Here is a 21,457-nt window from a genome sequence, read left to right as displayed (position 1 = left end):
AGAGTGGCGGGCATGGACGAGCGATACGACGTGGTGGTCATCGGAGGCGGCGCGGCAGGGCTGAGCGGAGCGCTCACCCTGGCCCGCGCCCGGCGCAGCGTGCTGGTCGTGGACGCGGGGGAGCCCCGTAACGCACCGGCCGGGCACGTGCACAACTACCTCGGCCGGGAGGGCACCCCGCCGGCCGAGCTGTACGCGGTCGGTCGCGGGGAGGTGGAGGGCTACGGCGGGGAGATCGTCTCCGGCCGCGTCGTCTCGGTCCGCCGCGAGGACGACCGGTTCGCCCTCGATCTGGAGGGCGACGCGGGGGTGCGCGCCCGGCGGGTGCTGCTGGCCACCGGGCTGACCGACGACCTGCCGGAGATCCCCGGGGTGGCCGAGCGGTGGGGGAGCACGGTGCTGCACTGCCCCTACTGCCACGGCTGGGAGGTGCGCGACCGCGCGGTCGGCATCCTCAGCACCGGCCCCATGGGCGCCTACGCGGCGAACCTGTGGCGGCAGTGGACAGAAGACGTCACCCTCTTCGTGCACACCGGCGCGGAGCCGACGGACCAAGAGCTCGAGCGGCTGGCGGCCCGCGGCGTCCGGATCGTGCGGGGCGAGGTCGCCGGTCTGGAGGGGGCAGCGGACGTGCGGCTCGCCTCCGGGGAGGTCGTCGAGCGCGACGCCGTCGTCGTCGCGCCGCGCTTCGTCGCCAACGCCGAGCTGGTCGCCGACCTGGGGGCCGTGCCGGTGCCGATGGAGATGCACGGAACGGTGCTGGGCACCCACCTGCCCGCCGACCCGACCGGGCGCACCGACGTGCCCGGCGTGTGGGTGGCGGGCAACGCCGGCGACCTGAGCGCGCAGGTGATCGTCGCGGCGGCGCAGGGGCTGCGGGCCGGCGCGATGATCAACGCGGACCTGATCGAGGAGGACACCGCGGCTGCGGTGGCCGCGAAGCGGAGCGTGGCCGCATGAGCGCCGTCGACCGGGAGTCCTACGACGAGCTGTACCGCTCGGCGCCGGCGGTGTGGAGCGGTCGCCCCAACCGGCAGCTCGTGGTCGAGGCGGCCGGGCTGGCGCCCGGGACCGCGCTGGACGCCGGCAGCGGCGAGGGCGGCGACGCCCTCTGGCTCGCCGAGCGGGGCTGGCGGGTGACGGCGGTCGACTTCTCGCCCGTCGCGCTGGAGCGCGGCGGTAAGGCTGCCCGCGCCCGCGGCCTGGACGGCCGGATCGAGTGGCTGCACGCCGACCTGGACGGGTGGGCACCGCCGGAGCGCCGGTTCGACCTGGTGACGGCGCACTACCTGCACGCGAGCTGGACCGACCGGGAGGGCGTGTTCCGACGCCTCGCGGCCGCCGTCGCGCCGGGCGGCACCCTCCTGGTCGTCGGCCACCTCCACGGTCAGGGGTGGGGTCACGGGCACACCCACACGCACGACCCCGGCGTGCTCTACACGGCCGAGGACGTCGCGGCGGCGCTCGACCCGGTGGAGTGGGCGGACGTCGTCACCGAGACCCGGGACCGGGACCCCGGGGCGGCGGAGCGGACCGGCAACCCCGTTCCGGACACGGTGCTCGTCGCGCGACGGCGAGGCTAGTGCGCTCCCGGTGCCCGTCCGCGGGATGCCGCTCCAGCCGCCGCCACCGCTGCCGGCTGCCGCCGCCGGCGCAGGTCGCCCCCCGCCCGGCGGTGACGCGCCTCCTCGGCCAGCTGGCGCGCGGCGATCAGCGCGGCGCTCTCCGGTCGCTGGTCGTGCTTCCCGGGCATCGCGGCCTCCCTTCCGTCCCTCTGCCCTGTAGACGCGTCAGGGAAGTGGAACGGACCACCGGATCCGGTAACGACTCGGCAACGATGCGCCGCGGGTCAGCTGCGGGGCAGGCCCAGCTCGGCGAGGGCGGCGGCCACGGCTTCCTCGCGCAGCACCTCCAGCACGAGCAGCCGGTGCACCAGCACACCCCGACGGGTCAGCCGCAGGTCGGCCATCCGCAGCCGGGGCAGCGCCGCACCGCCGGGACGCGGCCGGGCGGGCGGCGGGTCGAGGAGGCCGGCGCGCTGCAGGGCGGCCACGTCCTCCCGCGCGCCCCACGCCACCCACCCCCGGGGGTCGTCGTCCAGCGGCGTCATGGGCAGCGGCACCCGATCCCGCCGGCCGACGGCGGCGAGCAGCGCGAGCTGCCGCCAGCCCAGCGTCCCGATCAGCCGCAGCGCGCGGCCGACGAGCTCGGCGTCGATGTCGGGGGAGACGGCGACCTCGGCCAGGAGGTAGCCGAGGTGGCGCACCCGCCGCTCGTCGGTGGACGAGCGGGCGGCGAGCAGGACGGCCTCGGCCAGCTCGTCGGCGACCGGGCGGTTGCCCGGGCGGGCGGTGAAGAAGCCGTCGGTCCGCATCGCCCGGCCGGCGCGGTGGACGGTCACCGCGTGCTCCACCGCGAACGCCAGCGCAGCACCGGCCCGCACCCGTTCCCGCGCTCCGGAGACGCCGGCGGCGTCCTCCGCGGTCGTGCGCAGCACAGCGGCGAACCGGTCGTCCACCTGCACCCGCGCCGCCGCGGGCTCGAAGACGACCGTCGCCGCTGCCCCGCTCATCGACCCGGCGACGGGGCTCCCGGCCTCGATGAGGGTGCGCCCGGTGCTGGTCTCCTCGGCTGCGGTCACCCGGCGATCTTCGTCGCTGCGGCGGTGTCGCTGCACCCCGGGACGGGGCGGGCTCACCCGCTGGGGCCACGGCCCACCGCCGGGCCCGGCCCCGGAGGGCGGACCCGGCGGTGCGCCGGCCCGTTCGTCAGACGCCGGCGCGCTGCATCAGCGTGCCGCGCCGGAGGTAGACGAACCAGGTCACCGCGACGCACACGACGTAGAAGCCGCAGAAGCTGAGCAGAGCCGTCTCGACGCCGCCGGTGGCGCCGTAGGACTCCGAGACCACCCGGGGGATGAAGACGGCGCCCAGCGCGCCCACCGCGGAGATGATGCCGACCGCGGCGGCGGTGTCGCGCCGGGCGCGGTAGAGGACCTCCGCCGGGCTGTCGCCGGGGTACCCGGCGGCCGCCTCGGCCCGGTAGATGATCGGGATCATCCGGTAGGTCGAGCCGTTGGTCATGCCGACGACGGCGAAGAGCACGAGGAAGCTGGCGAGGAAGCCGCCGAAGCTCCCGGCGCGCAGGAACGCGATCGCCGCGCCGATGGCCACCGCCTGCCCGACGAAGGTGACGACGGTGATCCGCGCCCCGCCCACCCGGTCGGCGAGCCAGCCGCCGAACGGCCGCGACAGCGAGCCGACGAGCGGGCCGAGGAAGGCGTAGCGGTAGGTGTCGGCGGCGAACTCGTTGGCCAGCACCAGGGGGAAGGCGCCGGAGAAGCCGATGAACGAGCCGAACGCGCCGATGTACAGGAACGACATCACCCAGGTCTGCTTCCGGCGTGCGATCGCCGCCTGGTCGGCGACGTTCGCCTTCGCGCCGGACAGGTTGTTCATGCCGAACCACGCGCCGGCGACCGCCAGCAGGATGAACGGCACCCAGATCAGCGCGACGTTCTGCACGTACCGGGCCTCACCGCCGTCGGTCGTCCCGGTGCTGCCGCCCACGACGGCGAGCGCGCCGAGGGTGACCGCCAGTGGGCCCACGAGCTGGATGATCGCGACGCCGATGTTGCCGCCGGCGGCGTTGAGCCCGAGCGCGAAGCCCTTCTCCTTGTCCGGGTAGAAGAAGGAGATGTTCGCCATCGACGAGGCGAAGTTCCCCCCGCCGAAGCCGCAGGTGATGGCCGTGAGCACCCAGAACCAGTACGGCTGCCCGGTGGTCGCGGCGATCGTGAGGAGGGTGACCGGGACGAAGAGCAGGGCGGCGCTGACCACGGTCCAGTTCCGGCCGCCGACCAGCGCCGGCATGAAGGTGTAGGGCACCCGCATGATCGCGCCCACCAGGCCGGCGGTGGCGACCAGCCAGAACAGCTGGTCGCTGGTGAACCCGTAGCCGATCGAGGCCAGCACCGCGGTGGCGACGCTGAACATCTGCCAGACGCTGAACCCGATGTTCTCGGCGAGCACCGACCACGCCAGGTTGCGCCGGGCCACCGGGCGGCCCTGCGGCGAGGCCCAGAAGCGCGGGTCCTCCGGGTCGTAGTCGTCGATCCAGCGGGGGCCGCGCCGGGCCGCGGCGGGAGGGGCGGAGGCCGGTGCGGCCAGCTCGCCGGTGGGGCGGGCGGTGGGGGTGGTGGTCATGGGCGCATCCCTCGGTTCCCCGGCCGCCCGACGGGCGGCTCCTCGTGGCGTCCGACGCTAGGAACCGGCCGTTTCCGCGTGGCCGCGCTCGTGTGACCTCTCGGGAACGACCCCCTCACCGCGCCGATCGCGCGGTGTGAGCACGCGGCCGGCCGGGTGGTCGGTGGGCCGTGCCACCATCGCCGCATGGCGATCGAGGTGCGGCCGGCCGTCCGCTTCGCCGACGTGGCGACGATGGTCGGCCCGAAGCGGCCGGACGCGAACGTGTGCTGGTGCCTGAGCTACCGGCTCCCGACGTCGAAGGAGAACCGCGAGCTGGTCGGGCCCGCGCGCGGCGAGCGGGTGCGGCAGCTGGTGCGGGAGGACCCGCCACCGGGGGTGCTCGCGTACGACGACGGCGAGGTGGTGGGCTGGGCGGCGATCCACCCGCGCTCCGACACGAGCTTCGCCCGCAACCGCAGGATCCCGCGGGTCGACGACCTCGACGTCTGGTCGCTGTGGTGCGTCCGGGTGCGCCCCGGCCACCGGGGGAGGGGGCTGGCCCACCACCTCGTCGCGGGCGCCGTGGAGTTCGCCCGCGCGCACGGGGCACCTGCGGTCGAGGCGTACCCCGTGGACAACGACGGGCAGCGGGTCGACCTCACCATGGCCTACGTGGGCACGCGCGCGCTGTTCGAGCGCGCCGGGTTCGAAAAGGCCGCCGACACCGGCTCCGTCGTCAACGGCTTCCCGCGCGTGCTGATGCGCCTCGACCTGCGCTGAGGCTGCGCCGGCGTCTCACACCCGCAGGCGGTAGCCGCGCTTGACGACGGTCTCCACCAGCGGCGCGCCGAGCGCCGCGCGCAGCCGGGTCACCGCCATCTCGACCGCGTGCCCGTCCCCGCCGCCGGGGAGCGCGGCCACCAGGTCGGCCCGGGGGAGGACGTGGCCGGGCCGGCGGGTCAGCTCCCGGAGCACCGCCAGGGGTCCCGGCGGCAGCTCGACCAGCTGCCCGTCGACGACGGCGGCGTGCCCGCGGACCTGCAGGGTGTGCGGCCCGACCTGCAGCACCGGGTCCCGCTCGGGGAGCCGGGCCACCACCTCGCGGGCCAGCGCCCCCAGGCGCGCGCGGGCCGGCTGGAAGGACGGGATCCCGGCCGCGTCCAGCGGCGCGGCGGTGACGGGGCCGACGGCGACCGCCTGCACGCGGTCGTTGAAGGCCGCCACCAGCGCTTCCCGGTGGCCGGTCTCGTCGGCCACCTGCAGCAGGCTCGCCGCCGCCGGCGCGCTGGTGAACGTGACGGCGTCGACCGCACCGGCGGCGATGCCGGCGACCAGGCGGCGGACCGGGGTGACGTCCTCGGGCGGCACCCAGCGGTACACCGGGACGGTGAGCACGTCCGCGCCGCTCTCCCGCAGGCCGGCGACCAGATCGGGCAGCGGATCACCGTGCAGCTGGACGGCGATCCGCCGCCCGGCCAGCGGCCCCTCGGCCCCGGACAGCAGGTGTGCGAGCACCTCGGCGGACGACTCCGACTCCGGTGACCAGGCGTCGACCAGGCCGCCCCCGCGGATGGCTCCGCGCGCCTTGGGGCCGCGGGCCAGCACGCGCGAGCCCGACAGGTGCGCGACCAGGGGCAGGTCCCAGGCCTCGGCGGCCTCCAGCCAGCCGCGGAAGCCGACCCCGGTGGTCGCGATCACCAGGTCAACCGGGGCCGCCAGCACCCGGCGCGTCGCCGCGACCAGCTCCGTGTCGTCGGAGAGCGGGACGATGCGGATCGCCGGGGCGTAGACGACGCGGGCGCCGCGGCGGTCCAGCAGCGCCCCCAGCTCCTCCTTGCGGCGGGCGGCGGTCACCGCGACGGTGTAGCCGGCCAGCGGCAGCTCGGTCGGCTGTTCCCGGACGGTGTCGGTCACGTGTCCCCCTCGCGTGCGGTCGGTCTCCATGGTCGCCGTCCGGCGTTACCGATGTGTGTCGCGACCCGGCGCGCCCGGTCGGACGTGAGCCGGGTCACCGTCCGCCGTCGACCACCACGTCGGCCCGGGCGCGCGTGCCGTCGGCGGCGTAGTGAGCCGCCTCGGTCAGCTGCCAGCGCCGCCACTCGCCCGTGAGGTGGGCACCGTCGCGGGCCAGGCCCCGGGCCAGCCGGATCGATGGGTCGGCCTCCACCCAGATCCGCAGGCTCGCCCAGGGGTCGACCGGCCGTGCCCCGCTGCCGCAGCCCTCGACGACCAGCACCGCCGGCACGGGCACCGGCGTCGGTCCGGTGGCGAAGCGCCCGGCCGCCCAGTCGTAGCGGTGGTAGCTGCCCGGCCGCCCCTCGGCCAGCGGCCGCAGCACGCCGGCGGACAGCCGCGCCGGAGCGCCGGTGAGCGTCCACCCCGCGTACAGGTCGTCCATGTGGACGGTGACGACGACCCCGGGGAGGACGGCGGCCAGCCGAGCGGCGAGGGTGGTCTTGCCCGAGCCGGCCGGGCCGTCCACGCAGACCAGCCGCGTGGCGGCCAGCCGGGGGGCGATACCGAGCACCCGGTCGGCCAGGGCGGCCGCGGTCAGCGCGGGCGCAGGGTCCACGTCGGCACCGCACCGCCGTCCCCGACGACCAGGCCCCGGCTGGCCAGCAGCCGCAGGTGGGCGTCGGTCTCGGTCACCGCGAAGATCCGCATCCGTCGCGCGTACTGGTCCCACGGCCGGGACCAGGTCAGGTGGGCGGCCAGGTCCCAGGGGGTGGCCCCGGGGTGCTCGGCGATCGCGGTGAGCAGCTCGGTCAGCCGCCGCTCGTGGTGGTCGGTGAGCGCGTCGGCGCGGTCGGCCAGGCCGCGGAACCGCCACTCGTGACCGGGCAGCACCTCGGACGGGTCGAGCTCCCGCACGGCGGCCAGCGAGCCGAGGTAGTCCCGCAGCGGGTCCGGGGAGCCGCCTCGGGTGCTGGAGATGTTCGGGCTGATGCGCGGCAGGACGTGGTCCCCGGAGAAGAACAGACCGGTGCGCTCCTCGGCGAAGCAGAGGTGGCCGGGGGTGTGACCCGGGGTGTGGACCGCACGCAGCGACCAGCCGGGGAAGGCGGCGCGGTCGCCGTCCTCCAGCAGCCGGTCGGGCACGGCCATGCGGGTGAAGCCGGAGAGGTTCTCCGCGCCTCCGACGTCCCCCACCGCCTCGTCCCGCGGAGCGCCCAGGCGCACGAGGAACTCGACCTCGTCGTCGACGGCCGCCTGCGCGTCGGTGGCGGTCAGCCGGCGGACCGCGTCGGCGTCGGCGGGGTGCATGGCGATCCAGGCGCCGCTGGCCTGCCGGACGCGGGCGGCGAGCCCCAGGTGGTCGAAGTGCAGGTGGGTGACGAGCACGCCCCGCACGTCCTCGATCGAGCCACCGAGGGAGGCGAGCCCCTCGGTCAGCGCCGACCAGCCGGCCTCGCTCTCCCACCCGGTGTCGACCAGGCCCAGGCCGCCCCCGTCGAGGGCGAGGACGTAGACGTTCACGTAGCGCAGCGGGTTGTGCGGGATCGGCACCGGGACCGACCACAGGTCCCCGCGCAGCCGCTCGACCGGGGGCATGGCGCGGTCGTCCCACGCCGCGCGCTGGGCGGTGCCGGTGATCTCCACGACGTCGCACTCTGCCAGCCGTCGCCGGCACCCGGGCTGACACCATGGGCTGGTGAGCGGTTCCCCGGATCCCCTGCCTGCTGTCTCGGTCGCCCCCCGCCGGCTGCGGCTCCTGCTGACCGCCGTCGCGGGGGTGGTCGTCCTGGTGGCCCTGCTGGTCGCGCTCGGCCTGCCCTCGACCCAGAACACGGTGGTGGACTACGGCCTGGACGACCAGGTGGCCATCGCCGGCCTGGGCCTCGTCCTCGGTGCGGGGATCGTGTTCCTGGGCCGGTCGCGGGTCGACGCCGATGCCGCGGGCGTGCGCGTCCGCAACGTCGTCGTCCACCACGAGCTGCCGTGGACGGCGGTGCGGGCGGTCCGGTTCGAGCGGAAGTCGGCGTGGGGAGCGCTCCTCCTGGAGAACGGGGACGAGGTCTCCCTGCTCGCGCTGCAGGCCGCCGACGGGGAGCGGGCAGTCCGCGCTGTCGAGGGGCTGCGCGCCCTGCACGCCGCGGCCCGGGCGCAGGACCCGGTCCGGCCACCCCTCCTCTACGACGACTGAAAGAGGGCCCCGTCCTCCTCACCCCTCGCTCCGCTCGGGGCGAGCCTCGGGACGGGGCCGTTCCAGCACGTCGCCAGCTGGTCCGGCACGTCGCCGCAGGGGGGAATGACCGGGGGGCTCGGGACGCTGTAGCATGGGCGTGCCTCCCCGCTACATCGAGGCGCGCGAACCACCCGGCGGCCCTGCCCAGGGCCGCTGATCCAAGAGGAGCCCGCTCCCACCTGACGCCCTCCAGGCGCCCAGGTCCCGGATCGCGAGCACCGGCCACCGGTCGGTGATCGCGTGCGCACGACCTGCACGGGTCGTGGGCCACCGGCGAGTGGGCCCCGTGAGCAGACGCTCACGGGGCCTTCTGTCCGTCGGCGCCCGGATGGGCCAGCGACTCCTCCCACGCAGCAGCGTAAGGAGAGGCCATCACCGAGCCCCGCATCAACGACCGCATCCGTGTCCCCGAGGTCCGCCTGGTCGGCCCCGAGGGCGAGCAGGTCGGCATCGTGTCGATCGGCGAGGCGCTGCGCCTGGCACAGGACTCCGAGCTCGACCTGGTCGAGGTCGCACCCATGGCCCGGCCGCCCGTCGCCAAGCTCATGGACTACGGGAAGTTCAAGTACGAGTCCGCCCAGAAGGCCCGCGAGGCCCGGCGGAACCAGGCGCTCACCGTCATCAAGGAGATGCGGCTGCGCCTGAAGATCGACCCGCACGACTACGAGACCAAGAAGGGCCACGTCGAGCGCTTCCTCAAGGGCGGCGACAAGGTCAAGATCACCGTGATGTTCCGAGGCCGCGAGCAGTCGCGCCCGGAGATGGGCTACCGCCTGCTGCAGCGGCTGGCCGCCGACGTCAGCGAGCTGGGCGTCGTCGAGTCCAACCCGAAGCAGGACGGCCGGAACATGGTCATGGTGATCGCCCCGCACAAGGGCGCGCAGACGGCGCAGGAGAAGCGCCGCCCGAAGGGCGAGCAGGCCGAGGAGCAGGCGCCCAGCGCCTGACCGGCACCAGCACCACCGAAGACGGCCGGTGGCCGCGGCGGCTCCGTGCCGCCGCGCGCACCGACACCAGACGACAGGGACCGAGGACATGCCGAAGCAGAAGACCCACAAGGGCACCGCCAAGCGGGTGCGCATCACGGGCACCGGGAAGCTCATGCGCGAGCAGGCGAACAACCAGCACAAGTTCGAGCACAAGTCCGGGACCCGCAAGCGCCGGCTCGACCAGGACCAGGTCGTCTCCCCGGCCGACGCCAAGAACCTCAAGAAGCTCCTGGGCATCTGAGCGTCCCCTCCACCGACCTTTAGAGAGACAGGAGCACTTCCGTGGCACGCGTGAAGCGGGCGGTCAACGCCCAGAAGAAGCGCCGGACGACCCTCGAGGCGGCCAGCGGCTACCGGGGCCAGCGGTCGCGGCTGTACCGCAAGGCCAAGGAGCAGATCCTCCACTCGGCGACCTACAGCTACCGCGACCGCAAGGCGCGCAAGGGTGACTTCCGCAAGCTGTGGATCACCCGGATCAACGCGGCGGCCCGCCTCAACGACATGACCTACAACCGGTTCATGCAGGGGCTGAAGCTCGCCGGTATCGAGCTGGACCGCCGCGTCCTCGCCGAGCTGGCCGTGAACGAGCCCGCCGCCTTCGCCGCCCTGGTGGAGAGCTCGCGGGCCGCGCTCGCCGCGAACCCCGAGGCGACCGGCACCCAGGCCGCCTGAGAAAGGACCACCCTGCCCCCCACGCCTCGCACGCTCGGCGCGGGACCCTGCAGGATGGCCGTTCCAGCACCTCACCAACCGACGCCGTCGGTGACCGGCCCTCCGCGGCCGGCGCCGGCGGCGTCGTTCTCTGTCCCGGGCGAGATCTGCACACTCGCCCCCATCAGCGCCCCATGAGGGCCACTGTGCAGATCTCGCACCGGGAGGAGACCGCGTGACCGAGCTGCTCACCGAGCGCTCCGCGAGGATCGCCGCCGCGCGCAAGCTGACCCGTCGGGCCGGCCGCGACGCCGCCGGCCTCTTCCTCGCCGAGGGGCGGCAGGCGGTCGCCGAGGCGCTGGCCCACCCGGCCGGCGTGCGGGAGGTGTTCGCCACCGAGGCCGCGGCCGAGGGGCACGCCGAGCTGCTCGCCACCGCGCCGGTCCCGGTGCGGCTGGTCACCGAGAAGGCGGCCGCGGGGCTGTCGGAGACGGTGACGCCGCAGGGGCTGGTGGCGGTCTGCGCGCTGCGCGACGTCCCCGCCGCGGCCCTGACGACGGCGCCGCCGCGACTCGCGGTCGCGCTCGCCGAGCTGGCCGACCCCGGCAACGCCGGCACCGTGCTGCGGACGGCGGACGCCTGCGGGGCGGGCGCGGTGGTCTTCGGCGCGGGCTCGGCCGACCCCTACGGCGGCAAGGCGGTGCGGTCGAGCGCGGGCAGCCTGTTCCACGTCGACGTCGTCCGCGGCGCACCGCTGGGCGAGCTGCTGCCGGCGGTCCGCGGCGCCGGCGTGACCGTGCTGGCGGCCGACGGCGGGGGAGAGGCGGAGCTGCCGGAGCTCGTCGCCGACGGCCGGCTGGGCGGGCCGGTGCTCTGGCTGTTCGGCAACGAGGCCCGCGGCGTGCCCGCCGCGCTCGCGGAACTGGCCGACGCGCGGGTCCGCATCCCCATGCGGGGTCGCGCCGAGAGCCTGAACCTGGCCGCGGCCGCCGCGATCTGCCTCTACACCACGCAGCTCGCGCAGTCGGCCTCGACCGCGGGCGCGTAGGCGGACCTGCCGGCGGAGCCGGGCAACACCGGGTGGACGGAGCCTCGCGGTCGACCGGACGTGCTCGTCCCCCCCCGCGGCGCGGGACGGAGGGATGATGGCTGCGGACAGGCTCTCCCCGGTACGTCGAGCAGGGCCGCGAGGGAAGGTGGCTGTCACCGTGGAACACGTGCACCAGGTCGCCGATGCGCCGGCGATCCCTCCGACGGACGGACGCCGTTCGCGGTGGACCGAGCACCGGCGGGCGCGCCGGGAGGACCTCGTCGGGGCAGCCGTCGAGGCCGTCCGCCTGGCCGGTCCCGACTTCTCCGTCGACGACGTCGCGCGCAGCGCCGGGGTGTCGAAGACGGTGATCTACCGGTACTTCAGCGACAAGGATGAGCTGATCGACGCCGTCCTGGAGCGCATCTCCCAGGCCATCCTGCTGCCCCGCTTGCTGGGCGAGCTGACCGCCGGCCGCGCCGACGACCGTGCCCAGCTCCGGACGGTGATCGCCGCCTTCGTGTCGCTGATCGAGGACGAGCCCTCGCTCTACCGCTTCGCCTACGCCCAGGCCGGGCGCGCGGGGCGGGCGGATCTCGTCGCGGCCACCGAGCACGCCGTCGCCACCGCGCTCGGCGGCCTGCTGGCTGCCCGGCTCACCGAGGCCGGCCGCCCGGTCGACGGCGCGATGACGTGGGCCTACGGCGTCGTGGGCATGGTCCAGCTGGCCACGCACTGGTGGTCGGGGGCCCGCACGGTGTCCGCCGCCGACCTGGTCGACCAGCTCACCGAGCTCGCCGACGGCGGACTGGGCACGCTGCTCCCGCCGCGCGGCTGAGCGCCGCCGCCGAGAAGGCAGCCCCGGTCGCGGGCAGAGGGATGGTGCGCCGCCTCAGCGCCGCGCGACCGGCAGCCGCCCGGCTGCGCGCTCGGCGACCGACAGCAGCCCGGCGACGTCGTCGGCGTCGGCGGGGTAGCAGCCGGCACCGGTGCTGACCCCGGCGACCACGGGCGTGCCGTCGAGCGCCACCGGGCCGCCGGCCGCCTCTGCCAGCTCGGCGCGGATCCGTGCCGCCTCCCGGACGGCACTGTCGGCCGCGAGGCCGGGGAGCACCACCACGAAGGAGTCACGGGCCCAGCGCGCCACGAGGTCTCCCCGCCGGAGCCGGCCGCGGAGCCGCTGCCCCGTGGCGGTCAGCAGCTCCTCGGCGGCGGCCGGCCCGTAGCGGTCCTCGATCGCGGCGAGCCCGTCGACGGCGACGACGATCAGCGCCACGGCGTCGCCCGCACCGCGCGCGTTCCACAGCGCGGTCTCCGTCTGCTCCTGCACGTGCCGGCGGGTCGCCAGCCCGGTCAGCGGATCGGTGACCGACAACTCCTCGATCCGGGCCAGGTATCCGCGGGCGCGGTCGCGCTCCTGCTCCAGTGCCCGCTGTGCCAGCACCTGCTCGGTGACGTCGACCTGGACGCCGATGTACTGGACCACGGCGCCGGCCGCGTCGGTGACGGGCGCCAGGTGCAGCTCGTTGTACCAGGGGGTGCGCTCGGGGCCGCGGAGGTTCACCAGCACCTCGCGGCACTCCTCGCCGGCCGCGATCGCCGCGCGGATACGGGCCAGCGCTCCGGGGTCGGTGTCGGGGCCCTGCAGGAAGCGGCAGTTGCGGCCGAGAAGTTCCTCGCGCGGCACCCCGGCGAGCCGCTCGAAGGCCGGGTTCACGTACACGAGCGGCTGGTCGGGCAGGCGGACGTCGACGAGGCACACGCCGCTGGGCGTCGCCTCCAGAGCGCGCCGCACCAGACCGGCGTCGCCGAGCAGGTCGAGCCCCGCGGGCGCCGGGGAGCCGGGCCGTACCGCGGAGCGGGTGGGTGCGGCGGGGAGCGTCCGGCCGGCGCGGGGCGCGACCCGGCCCAGCAGGCTGCCCGCGGCGCGGACGGCGACGTCGCGGTCGTAGGTCAGGGCGTACTCGAACTCCCGCTGCAGGTCCGGGCCGGTCGTCCCGAGGTCGCGGGCCAGCAGCGCCACGGCGAAGTGCGGGGCCAGGACGACGACGTCCCACTCGCCGCGCACCGGGTCGTCCCCGGCCAGGTCGGTCCCGCGCAGACCGGGCAGCGGCTCGGTGGGGAGCCCTTCGCCGAGGGCGGCCACGAAGCCGGTGCGCTCCACCAGGTCGCGGTACCGCTGCGTCGTCGACGGGGTGAAGTGCCGGGCCTCCTGGAAGGTCGCGGTGACCACGCAGGTCTCGCCGAGGCGCAGCGCCTCCCGTTCGAGCTGCTTGCTGAGCTCGATGAGCAGCGCCTTCGGGGCCCGGCGCAGCGCGGTACCCGCGGGCAGGCAGGCGAACGGTGAGCCGGGCTCGGTGCCGGAGCCGGGGGGCGCGACCGGCGCCGGCAGTGATCCGAGGGGGCGCTCGCAGGCCGGCTCCGGGCTGGGGCGGCCGAACAGCCAGCCCTGGCCGAGGGTGGCGCCCAGCGCCCGGGCCATGGCCAGGTGGGCGTCGTTCTCGATGCCCTCGGCCAGCACCGCGGCCCCGGTGGCCTGCGCGTAGGCGTTGACCGCGTTCATGATCTGGGCGATGGCCGGGCCGGGGCGTTCCTGCACCAGCCGCAGGTCGAGCTTCACCACGTCGGGACGCAGGATCGGCATGAACGCCAGCGACATCGCCTCGGCGCCCACGTCGTCCAGGGCGACGCCCCAGCCCAGCTCGCGGACGCGGGCGACCGTGCGCAGCAGTTCGGCCGGACGGGCGGCGAGCGCGCGCTCGGTGATCTCCAGGACCACCCGGAGGCCGCCGGGGGCGGAGCCGGCGATCGCCAGCAGCTCGTCCAGCGGGGCGGTGTCGAGGACCTCGGGCTCCACGTTGACGAAGAGGGCCAGCGGAGCCGGCAGCCCGTGCCCGACCGCGCCGGAGAAGGCGGCCACGCGGCAGGCGGCGTCCAGCTCGGCGAGCACACCCGCCTCGCGGGCGGCGGCGAAGAGCAGATCCGGTCGCTGCAGCGGCCCCTCGGGTCCGCGCGCGAGGGCCTCGTAGGCGACGACCGCGCCGGTGTCGAGCTCCACGATGGGCTGGAAGACGCTGCGCACCCCGCCGGGGCGCAGGGCCGCGGCGAGGGCAGCGTCGAGCTCGGGGCGCACGGGGTCCACGGAGGGGGGATCGGCCGGCGGGTGCCGGGGCCGGAGCCGGGTCCCCGCACCCTCCCCCGAAGGGGGGAGTCAGCCGGGCAGGGTGATCAGGACGACGGCGGCCGCGGCGGCCCCCAGCCCGGTCAGCTGGGCCGGCACGAGCCGCTCGCGCAGCACGAGCTGGGCGAGCACGACGGTGCTGACCGGGTACAGCGAGGCGAGGACGCCGGTGATCGCCAGCGGGCCGCCCTGCTGCGTGGCCAGGAGGAACAGCGCGTTGGCCGTCATGTCGCCCAATCCGGAGACCAGCACCAGCGGGAGCGCCGCGCGCCCCGGCTGCAGCGACTGCCGGGTGGCCAGCGCGACCCCGACCACCAGCACCACCGAGGCGAGCCGGGCGGCGACGAGCGGGGTGAGGCCGGCGTCGGCGGAGGTGCGGTCCAGCAGCACGAAGAACAGGCCGAACGCCGTTCCGGCGACCAGCGCGGGCCCAAGGCTGGCGGGGCGGGCGGCGCGCAGCGCCCGCAGCCCGCTCTCGGCCGAGACCAGGACCACTGCGGCCAGGGCGAGCACGATGCCCGCCGTCGCCCAGGTGCCGATGCGCTCGCCGTCCAGCACGCCGACCAGCACCGGCACGGCGGCGGCGGTGAGCGCGGTGACCGGGGCGATGACGCTCATCACCCCGCCGGCCAGCGCGCGGAAGAAGACCAGCAGGCCGCCGGCACCGGCCAGCCCGGCGGCGGCGCCCCAGGCCAGGTCCGCCGCGGTGACCGGCCCGCCGAGCCAGGGCAGCAGCGCCACCAGCGCCAGCAGCCCGGCGGCCTGGGACACCGCGACGACTGCGGAGACCGACGCCCGGCGGCTGGCGAGCCCGCCCAGGAAGTCGGCGGCGCCGTAGACGACGGCGGACGCCAGCGCGAGCACGACGGCCACGCCCACCTCCGGAAGCTCCCTCGTGATCAGTGGAAGGACCCCGTCCCCCTCGCGCCTCGCCCGCTCGGCACGAGCCTCTGGACGGGGCCGGGGTGAGCCTGGACGCCGGTTCCGGCGACGTCCGGCATCCTCGCACCGGAACCCAGGCGCGGGCGCAGGCGGTGGGCGGGCAGAATGGCTCCCCGTGTCTGGCGCCAACGATCCCTACGACCCCAAGCAGGTCGCCGCCCTCTCGCCCGAGGCCCTCGACGAGGCGGTGCGGGCCGCGCTCGGGGCCTTCGCGGCGGCCGCGGACCTGGAGGCGCTGGCCGCCGCCCGCCCGGCGCACCTCGGCGACCGCGCTCCCGTGCTGCTCGCCCGCCGCGAGCTGGGCGCGCTGCCCCCGGCCGCGCGCAGCGACGCCGGCAAGCGGGTGAACGCCGCCCGGGTCGCGGTGACCGAGGCCTACGAGGCGCGGAAGGCCGAGCTCGAGGCCGAGCGCGACGCCCGCGTGCTGGCCGAGGAGCAGGTCGACGTCACTCTGCCCTGGGACCGCAACCCCCGCGGCGCACGGCACCCGCTCACCACCCTCATGGACCGGATCGCCGACATCTTCGTCGGGATGGGGTACGAGGTCGCCGACGGCCCGGAGCTCGAGGCCGAGTGGCTGAACTTCGACGCGCTGAACTTCGGCCCCGACCATCCGGCCCGGTGGCTGTCGGACACGTTCTTCGTCGCGCCCGAGGACTCCGGCCTGGTGCTGCGCACGCACACCAGCCCCGTCCAGGCGCGCACCATGCTCGACCGGCAGCCGCCGATCTACGTCGTCGCCCCGGGCCGGGTCTACCGCACCGACGAGCTGGACGCGACGCACCTGCCCGTCTTCCACCAGGTCGAGGGCCTGGCCGTCGACCGCGGGCTCACCATGGCCCACCTGCGCGGCACCCTGGACCACCTGGCCCGCCAGCTGCTCGGCCCGGACGCGCGCACCCGGTGGCGGCCGCACTTCTTCCCGTTCACCGAGCCCTCGGCGGAGTTCGACGTGTGGTTCCCCGAGCACCGCGACGGCCCGCAGTGGGTCGAGTGGGGCGGCTGCGGGATGGTGAACCCCCGCGTGCTGCGGGCCTGCGGGGTCGACCCCGACGAGTACACCGGGTTCGCGTTCGGCATGGGCATCGAGCGGGCCCTGCAGTTCCGCTCCGCGGTGTCGGACATGCACGACATCGCCGAGGCCGACGTCCGCTTCACCCTGCCGTTCGGAGTTGAGCAGTGAAGGTCCCCGTCAGCTGGCTGTCCGAGCTCGTCGACCTCCCGGCGGGCATCACCGTCGAGGAGCTCGACGACGCCTTCGTCCGGCTGGGCTTCGAGGTCGAGGACGTCGTCCGCCCGCCGGTGACCACCGGCCCGCTCGTGGTCGGCCGGGTGCTCGAGATCGAGGAGCTCACCGGCTTCAAGAAGCCGATCCGCTACTGCCAGGTCGCGGTGGGGGAGAGCGAGCCGAGGGGCATCGTCTGCGGCGCCCGGAACTTCGCCGTCGGCGACCTGGTGGTGGCCGCGCTCCCGGGCGCCGTGCTGCCCGGGGACTTCGCCATCGCCGCGCGGAAGACCTACGACCACGTCTCCGACGGGATGATCTGCTCGGTCCGCGAGCTGGGCATCGGCGAGGACCACGCGGGGATCCTCGTGCTGGGGCAGGAGGGCTACGAGCCGGGCACCCCCGCCGCCGACGTCCTCGGCCTGGACGACGTCGTCTTCGACCTCGAGGTGACGCCGGACCGCGGCTACGCCATGTCGCTGCGCGGGATCGCCCGCGACCTGGCCGGCGTGCTGGGCGTGACCTGGCGTGATCCGGCCGACCTGCCGCTGCCCGACTGGTCGGGTGCCCCGGCGTGGGAGGTCACCGTCGCCGACCCCGACCGCTGCGACCGCTTCTCCATGCTCGCCCTGGAGGACCTCGACCCGGCCGCGCCGAGCCCGTGGCCGCTGCGCCGCCGGCTCGCGCAGTGCGGGATCCGCAGCATCTCGCTCGCCGTCGACGTCACCAACTACGTGATGCTCGAGCTCGGCCAGCCGATGCACGCCTTCGACGGCGCCGCCGTCACCGGCCCGATCACGGTCCGCCGGGCGACGGCGGGGGAACGGCTCACCACCCTGGACGGCGCCGACCGCGCGCTCACCGACGACGACCTGCTCATCACCGACGGGTCCGGCCCGATCGGGCTGGCCGGCGTCATGGGCGGGGCGTCCACCGAGATCGGGGACGCCACCACCGCGGTGCTGCTGGAGGCCGCGCACTGGGAGCAGAACGGCATCTCGCGCGGGGTGCGCCGGCACCGGCTGCCCAGCGAGGCCGGCAAGCGCTTCGAGCGCGGCACCGATCCCGAGGTCACCGTCGTGGCCCTGGCCCGGGCGGCGGCGCTGCTCGTCGAGCACGGCGGTGCGCGGGTCGTCGGCGCGCCGGTGGACGTCGACGTCCGCGCGCCGCGCGCGGCGATCGCGCTGGATGCCGGGCTGCCCGGCCGGATCGCCGGTGTTCCCTACACCCGGGCCCAGGTGCTCGAGGTGCTCACCGCCGTCGGCGCCGAGGTGAGCGGCGACGGGGACGCGCTGCGCGTCACCCCGCCATCGTGGCGCGGCGACCTGCAGGAGCCCGCCGACCTCGTCGAGGAGGTCGTGCGGTTCCGCGGGTTCGACGAGATCCCCTCGATCCTGCCCACCGCCCCGCCCGGCCGCGGGCTCACCGAGCGGCAGCGGCGGCGGCGCAGCATCGGCCGGGCGCTGGCCGACGCCGGCTACGTGGAGGCCCCCGCCTTCCCGTTCCTGGGCACCGCGCAGCTCGATGCGCTCGGCCTGCCCGCCGACGACGACCGCCGCCGGGTGATCACCGTCCGCAACCCGCTGTCGGAGGAGGCGCCGGCGCTGCGGACCACGCTGCTGCCCGGGCTGCTCGCCGCCCTGGGCCGCAACCTGGCCCGCGGGCTCCGCGACGTCGCCCTCTTCGAGCACGGCTCGGTCTTCCCCGGCGGGAGCGGCGCCGCCGCCCCGCTGCCCGGCGCCGACCGCCGCCCGGACGACGCGACGCTGGCCGCCCTGCTGGGTGCGGTGCCGGCGCAGCCGTGGCACGTCGCCGTCGTCCTCACCGGGCAGCGCGAGCCCCGCGGCTGGTGGGGGTCGGGCCGGCCGGCCGAGTGGGCCGACGCCGTGCAGGCCGCCCGCACCGTGGCCGAGGCAGCCGGCGCCGAGCTCACCGTCGAGCAGGCCGAGCGGGCGCCCTGGCACCCGGGCCGGTGCGCCGCGCTGCTCGTCGCCGACCGGGTCGTCGGGTACGCCGGCGAGCTGCACCCCAAGGTCTGCGAGGCGCTGGGGCTGCCGGCCCGCACGTCGGCGATGGAGCTCGACGCCGACGCGCTGCCCGTGCCGCCTGTGCCTCAGGCGCGGTCGATCTCCACCTTCCCGCCGGTCCGCATGGACCTCGCGCTGCTCGTGCCGGAGACGGAGCCCGAGGCCCGGGTGCAGGCGGTGCTGCGGAGCGGGGCGGGCGAGCTGCTGGAGGACCTGCGGCTGTTCGACGTCTACACCGGCAGCTCGGTGCCCGAGGGGCAGAAGTCGCTGGCGTACTCCCTGACGTTCCGCGCGCCGGACCGGACGCTGACCAGCGATGAGGCGCGGGTCGCCTTCGACGCCGCGGTCGCCGCCGCCGTCGTCGCGAACGGAGCGCAGCTCCGTGGCTGACGAAGGACCCCGTCCTCCCCGCGACGGGGCCGTCCTGTCGGGTTCGGTGGCACTGGTCACGGGCGCGTCCACCGGGATCGGGCGGCACCTGGTCGAGGGCCTCGCCGCGCGCGGCATGGCTGTGGCCGGGCTGGCACGCACCGAGGACCGGCTGCGCACCGCCATGGCCGAGGTCGCCGAGGCCACCGGTGCCCGGACCCTCGCCGTCGCCGCCGACGTCACCGACCGGGCCTCGGTGGAGGAAGCCGTGGGCCGGGTCCGCGAGGAGCTCGGCCCGGTCGAGCTGCTGGTCAACAACGCGGGGCTGATCGACGAGCTCGAGGTGCCGCTCTGGGAGGCCGACCCCGACCAGTGGTGGGACGTCGTCACCAGCCACATCAAGGGCGGCTTCCTGCTGGCGCGGACCGTGGTGCCGTGGATGGTGCTGCGCAACCGCGGTCGGGTGGTGGACATCGCCAGCGGGATGAGCGTGCGGGCGCGGCCGGAGTACTCCGCCTACTCGGTGGCCAAGACCGGTCTCATGCGGATGACCGAGGCCCTGGCCGGCGCCCTGGAGGGCACCGACGTGCGCGCCTTCGACCTGTCACCGGGCGTCGTGGACACCCCGATGACCCGGTCGATGCGCATGTGGGAGGGCTACACCGACTGGACGCCGCCCGAGAAGGTGGTCGAGCTGGTCGCGGCGATCGCGGCCGGCGAGCTGGACCAGTGGTCGGGCCGGTTCCTGCGCGTGGGCGCCGACGACCTCGACGTCGTCGGCTCGGTGACCCCGGAGGACGCCGCGCGCCAGCTCCGCCTGCGCCCCTACGGCGACGACGACCCGGTGGCCTGACCTCTCCCGGAGCGGGCACACGACCGTTGACCGCGCCGCACCGGAGTGCCACGGTGCGGTACCGGCGCGACGGTGCCGACCCCGGGCCGGTCGGGAGATGTGTCATGACCGCTGGTTCCTCGGGTGCGCGGATGCTGATCAGTTTCTCGCTCGGGTGCCTCGTCGCGGTGACCGCCTGGTTGTGGCGGATGGTGTGGGCGGACAGCGGGGCGTTCGCGTTCCTGCTCTTCGGCGTCCCGCTGGCGTGCGCGGCGCTCGCCCTGTGGGTGGAGAGCGCGACGGCGTCCCGGCGGGCGCCCGCGGTCCTGGTCGTGCTGGCGGCCGTGTCCGTCGGGTGGTCGTTGCTGAACGGCCTGGGGATCGGGCTGGCCCTCCTGCTGCCGTCGCTGCTCCTGCTGGCCGCCGCGGTGGCCTCGTGGACCCACCGGGCGCGGTCGCTCCCGACCTGACCTCCGGTCCCCAGCGAGGTGCCGGCCGTCTCCGGCGCAGGGCCCGGCCGTGAGAACCGCCTGACCGGGTCGGGGCCGGCGCCGACCCGTCAGCCGGCCGGGTCGGCCAGGATCTGCCGCACGTGCGCCAGCGCGGTGGCGACCTCGGTGAAGCTCGTGCTCAGCGGGGAGAGGCCGACCCGCAGCCCGCGTGGCCGCCGGAAGTCCGGGATGACGCCCCGCCGCCACAGCTCCGCCACGACCGTCTTCATCGCGTCGTGCTCCAGGGTCACGTGCGCGCCCCGGCGCTCCGGATCCCGCGGGGAGGCGACCGTCACGCCCAGCGGGGACAGGACCTCGTCGGCCACGGCGATCGCGAACTCCGTCAGCTCGACCGACTTGGCCCGGACCGCCGGCATCCCCGCCCGGTCGATCAACGCCAGCATGTCCTCGATCGGAATCATCCCGAGGATCGGCGGCGTACCGCTGAGGAACCGGCGGATGCCGGCCGCCGGCACGTACTCCGGCCCCATCGCGAACGGGTCCGCGGCGCCCATCCACCCGGTGATCGGCTGCACCAGGTCCTCCTGCAGCCGCCGGGCCACGTAGCCGAAGGCCGGGGCGCCCGGCCCGCCGTTCAGGAACTTGTAGCTGCAGCCCACGGCGAGGTCGACCTCGTCGGCGTCCAGCCGCACGTCGACCGCGCCCGCGGAGTGGGAGAGGTCCCACAGCACCAGCGCCCCGGCCTCGTGGGCGGCCGCCGTGATGGCCGGGACGTCGGCGATGTAGGCGGACTTGTAGGCGACGTGGCTGAGCAGCACCAGCGCCGTCCGGTCGCTCAGCAGCCCGGTCACCTCCGCCGGCTGCACGCCCGTCGCCGGGTCGGGTTCGATCCAGCGGACGGTGCGGCCGGTCTCCGCGGCGACCCGGTCGAGGACGAACCGGTCGGTCGGGAAGTTCTCGGTGTCGGCGACGATCTCCGCCCGGTCGGGACGGGCGTCCAGCGCCGCCCGGAGCAGCTTGTAGAGCATGACCGTGGTCGAGTCGCCGACGACCGTCTGCCCCGGCGCCGCCCCGAGCACGACCCGGCCGATGGCATCGCCCACGGCCGTGGGGCGGTCCATCCAGTGCTCGTCCCACGCCCGGATGAGCCGCTCACCCCACTCGCCGTCGACGAAACGGGTGAGCCGGTCGCGGGTGACCCTCAGCGGACGGCCGAGCGAGTTCCCGTCGAGGTAGGCGACCACGCCCTCGGGCAGGACGAACTCGTCCCGGAGGTCTGCCAGCGGGTCGAGCCGGTCGAGCTGGGCCGCCCGCTCGGTGACCCCGGCCGGGAGCAGGTCCAGCACGTCGGGCGATGGCTCGCGACCCATCGAGGCAGCGGTCACG

At 75.8% G+C, this 21,457-nt stretch carries 22 protein-coding genes; 13 read left to right on the top strand and 9 right to left on the bottom strand.

The features are described 5' to 3' along the window. The first annotated feature begins 12 nt into the window (after positions 1-12). On the top strand, positions 13-960 hold the full coding sequence (locus ACI8AP_RS19620) for an NAD(P)/FAD-dependent oxidoreductase (RefSeq protein WP_456591050.1): 948 nt from the start codon (positions 13-15) through the stop codon (positions 958-960). Next, positions 957-1,583: a class I SAM-dependent methyltransferase gene (locus ACI8AP_RS19615; protein WP_456591049.1), complete on the top strand. Its 627-nt coding sequence runs from the start codon at positions 957-959 to the stop codon at positions 1,581-1,583. Before ACI8AP_RS19620 ends, ACI8AP_RS19615 begins: the two co-directional genes overlap by 4 nt. Here ACI8AP_RS19615 and ACI8AP_RS19610 read toward each other — a convergent pair. The 3 genes from ACI8AP_RS19610 to ACI8AP_RS19600 all read right to left on the bottom strand — a co-directional run bounded on the left by ACI8AP_RS19610 (position 1,580) and on the right by ACI8AP_RS19600 (position 4,205). Beyond that, the gene (locus ACI8AP_RS19610; RefSeq protein WP_456591048.1) at positions 1,580-1,753 is read right to left on the bottom strand and encodes a hypothetical protein; all 174 of its coding nucleotides are present in this window, start codon (positions 1,751-1,753) and stop codon (positions 1,580-1,582) included. The two genes, ACI8AP_RS19615 and ACI8AP_RS19610, sit on opposite strands and share 4 nt — an antisense overlap. A gap of 96 nt (positions 1,754-1,849) precedes the next feature. Continuing rightward, a complete protein-coding gene (locus tag ACI8AP_RS19605; RefSeq protein WP_456591047.1) occupies positions 1,850-2,641 on the bottom strand; it encodes a hypothetical protein in 792 nt (263 codons plus the stop codon). Positions 2,642-2,768: 127 nt separating this feature from the next. Beyond that, entirely contained in the window at positions 2,769-4,205 is a 1,437-nt protein-coding gene (locus tag ACI8AP_RS19600) for an MFS transporter (RefSeq protein WP_456591046.1), read from the bottom strand. Between the two features lie 186 nt (positions 4,206-4,391). Here ACI8AP_RS19600 and ACI8AP_RS19595 point away from each other — a divergent pair, with 186 nt between their 5' ends. Continuing rightward, complete coding sequence (locus ACI8AP_RS19595; protein WP_456591045.1) at positions 4,392-4,967, top strand: GNAT family N-acetyltransferase; 576 nt, start codon at positions 4,392-4,394, stop codon at positions 4,965-4,967. Between the two features lie 15 nt (positions 4,968-4,982). Here ACI8AP_RS19595 and ACI8AP_RS19590 read toward each other — a convergent pair whose 3' ends face one another. The 3 genes from ACI8AP_RS19590 to ACI8AP_RS19580 all read right to left on the bottom strand — a co-directional run bounded on the left by ACI8AP_RS19590 (position 4,983) and on the right by ACI8AP_RS19580 (position 7,787). Beyond that, positions 4,983-6,101, bottom strand: coding sequence for a uroporphyrinogen-III synthase (locus tag ACI8AP_RS19590; RefSeq protein WP_456591044.1), 1,119 nt, complete (start codon positions 6,099-6,101; stop codon positions 4,983-4,985). Between the two features lie 94 nt (positions 6,102-6,195). Beyond that, the gene (locus ACI8AP_RS19585) at positions 6,196-6,759 is read right to left on the bottom strand and encodes a uridine kinase family protein (RefSeq protein ID WP_456591043.1); all 564 of its coding nucleotides are present in this window, start codon (positions 6,757-6,759) and stop codon (positions 6,196-6,198) included. Beyond that, complete coding sequence (locus ACI8AP_RS19580) at positions 6,738-7,787, bottom strand: MBL fold metallo-hydrolase (RefSeq protein WP_456591042.1); 1,050 nt, start codon at positions 7,785-7,787, stop codon at positions 6,738-6,740. The genes ACI8AP_RS19585 and ACI8AP_RS19580 overlap by 22 nt, the downstream gene beginning before the upstream one ends. Positions 7,788-7,839: 52 nt before the next feature. On the opposite strand from ACI8AP_RS19580, the gene ACI8AP_RS19575 reads away from it, so the two are divergent. From ACI8AP_RS19575 to ACI8AP_RS19550, 6 genes are all read left to right on the top strand, one after another. Beyond that, positions 7,840-8,331 (top strand): PH domain-containing protein, encoded by a 492-nt coding sequence (locus ACI8AP_RS19575; protein ID WP_456591041.1) that lies wholly within the window; start codon positions 7,840-7,842, stop codon positions 8,329-8,331. Positions 8,332-8,744: 413 nt separating this feature from the next. Beyond that, complete coding sequence (infC, locus tag ACI8AP_RS19570; protein ID WP_456562349.1) at positions 8,745-9,320, top strand: translation initiation factor IF-3; 576 nt, start codon at positions 8,745-8,747, stop codon at positions 9,318-9,320. Between the two features lie 88 nt (positions 9,321-9,408). Further along, entirely contained in the window at positions 9,409-9,603 is a 195-nt protein-coding gene (gene rpmI / locus ACI8AP_RS19565; RefSeq protein WP_456591040.1) for a 50S ribosomal protein L35, read from the top strand. A gap of 41 nt (positions 9,604-9,644) precedes the next feature. Beyond that, positions 9,645-10,034 carry a 50S ribosomal protein L20 gene (gene rplT, locus ACI8AP_RS19560; RefSeq protein WP_135097047.1) on the top strand — a complete coding sequence of 130 codons (390 nt, stop codon included), beginning with the start codon at positions 9,645-9,647 and terminating at the stop codon, positions 10,032-10,034. Between the two features lie 214 nt (positions 10,035-10,248). Next, entirely contained in the window at positions 10,249-11,061 is an 813-nt protein-coding gene (locus tag ACI8AP_RS19555) for a TrmH family RNA methyltransferase (protein ID WP_456591039.1), read from the top strand. A 160-nt stretch (positions 11,062-11,221) separates the two neighbouring features. Further along, entirely contained in the window at positions 11,222-11,881 is a 660-nt protein-coding gene (locus ACI8AP_RS19550; protein WP_456591038.1) for a TetR/AcrR family transcriptional regulator, read from the top strand. A 54-nt stretch (positions 11,882-11,935) separates the two neighbouring features. Here the strand turns inward: ACI8AP_RS19550 and ACI8AP_RS19545 are convergent, their stop codons facing one another. Together ACI8AP_RS19545 and ACI8AP_RS19540 are read right to left on the bottom strand one after the other, a co-directional pair. Then, positions 11,936-14,185: an EAL domain-containing protein gene (locus tag ACI8AP_RS19545; RefSeq protein ID WP_456591037.1), complete on the bottom strand. Its 2,250-nt coding sequence runs from the start codon at positions 14,183-14,185 to the stop codon at positions 11,936-11,938. Between the two features lie 69 nt (positions 14,186-14,254). Then, entirely contained in the window at positions 14,255-15,097 is an 843-nt protein-coding gene (locus tag ACI8AP_RS19540) for an EamA family transporter (protein ID WP_456591036.1), read from the bottom strand. Positions 15,098-15,281: 184 nt separating this feature from the next. Between ACI8AP_RS19540 and pheS the strand changes: the two genes are divergently transcribed. The 4 genes from pheS to ACI8AP_RS19520 all read left to right on the top strand — a co-directional run bounded on the left by pheS (position 15,282) and on the right by ACI8AP_RS19520 (position 20,089). Further along, the gene (gene pheS / locus ACI8AP_RS19535) at positions 15,282-16,349 is read left to right on the top strand and encodes a phenylalanine--tRNA ligase subunit alpha (protein WP_456591035.1); all 1,068 of its coding nucleotides are present in this window, start codon (positions 15,282-15,284) and stop codon (positions 16,347-16,349) included. Next, positions 16,346-18,808, top strand: a complete 2,463-nt coding sequence (gene pheT / locus ACI8AP_RS19530) for a phenylalanine--tRNA ligase subunit beta (protein ID WP_456591034.1) — start codon at positions 16,346-16,348, stop codon at positions 18,806-18,808. The genes pheS and pheT overlap by 4 nt, the downstream gene beginning before the upstream one ends. Continuing rightward, positions 18,801-19,640: an SDR family NAD(P)-dependent oxidoreductase gene (locus ACI8AP_RS19525; RefSeq protein WP_456591033.1), complete on the top strand. Its 840-nt coding sequence runs from the start codon at positions 18,801-18,803 to the stop codon at positions 19,638-19,640. The genes pheT and ACI8AP_RS19525 overlap by 8 nt, the downstream gene beginning before the upstream one ends. A gap of 104 nt (positions 19,641-19,744) precedes the next feature. Beyond that, positions 19,745-20,089, top strand: coding sequence for a hypothetical protein (locus ACI8AP_RS19520; protein WP_456591032.1), 345 nt, complete (start codon positions 19,745-19,747; stop codon positions 20,087-20,089). Between the two features lie 89 nt (positions 20,090-20,178). On the opposite strand, the gene ACI8AP_RS19515 is transcribed toward ACI8AP_RS19520, so the two are convergent. Then, positions 20,179-21,456 (bottom strand): kynureninase, encoded by a 1,278-nt coding sequence (locus ACI8AP_RS19515; RefSeq protein WP_456591031.1) that lies wholly within the window; start codon positions 21,454-21,456, stop codon positions 20,179-20,181. Between the last annotated feature and the right edge of the window lies 1 nt (position 21,457).

It is taken from the genome of Blastococcus sp. SYSU DS1021, from assembly GCF_054050995.1.
The sequence above is the reverse complement of the archived record's forward strand: the minus strand, read 5'-3'. Positions and strand labels throughout refer to the sequence as shown.

Bases quoted from the DNA above. Each gene is read 5' to 3' on its own strand.
- ACI8AP_RS19620 (WP_456591050.1), top strand. From the start codon at position 13: ATGGACGAGCGATACGACGTGGTGGTCATCGGAGGCGGCGCGGCAGGG.
- ACI8AP_RS19615 (WP_456591049.1), top strand. From the start codon at position 957: ATGAGCGCCGTCGACCGGGAGTCCTACGACGAGCTGTACCGCTCGGCG.
- ACI8AP_RS19610 (WP_456591048.1), bottom strand. From the start codon at position 1,753: ATGCCCGGGAAGCACGACCAGCGACCGGAGAGCGCCGCGCTGATCGCC.
- ACI8AP_RS19600 (WP_456591046.1), bottom strand. From the start codon at position 4,205: ATGACCACCACCCCCACCGCCCGCCCCACCGGCGAGCTGGCCGCACCG.
- ACI8AP_RS19595 (WP_456591045.1), top strand. From the start codon at position 4,392: ATGGCGATCGAGGTGCGGCCGGCCGTCCGCTTCGCCGACGTGGCGACG.
- rpmI (WP_456591040.1), top strand. From the start codon at position 9,409: ATGCCGAAGCAGAAGACCCACAAGGGCACCGCCAAGCGGGTGCGCATC.
- ACI8AP_RS19520 (WP_456591032.1), top strand. From the start codon at position 19,745: ATGACCGCTGGTTCCTCGGGTGCGCGGATGCTGATCAGTTTCTCGCTC.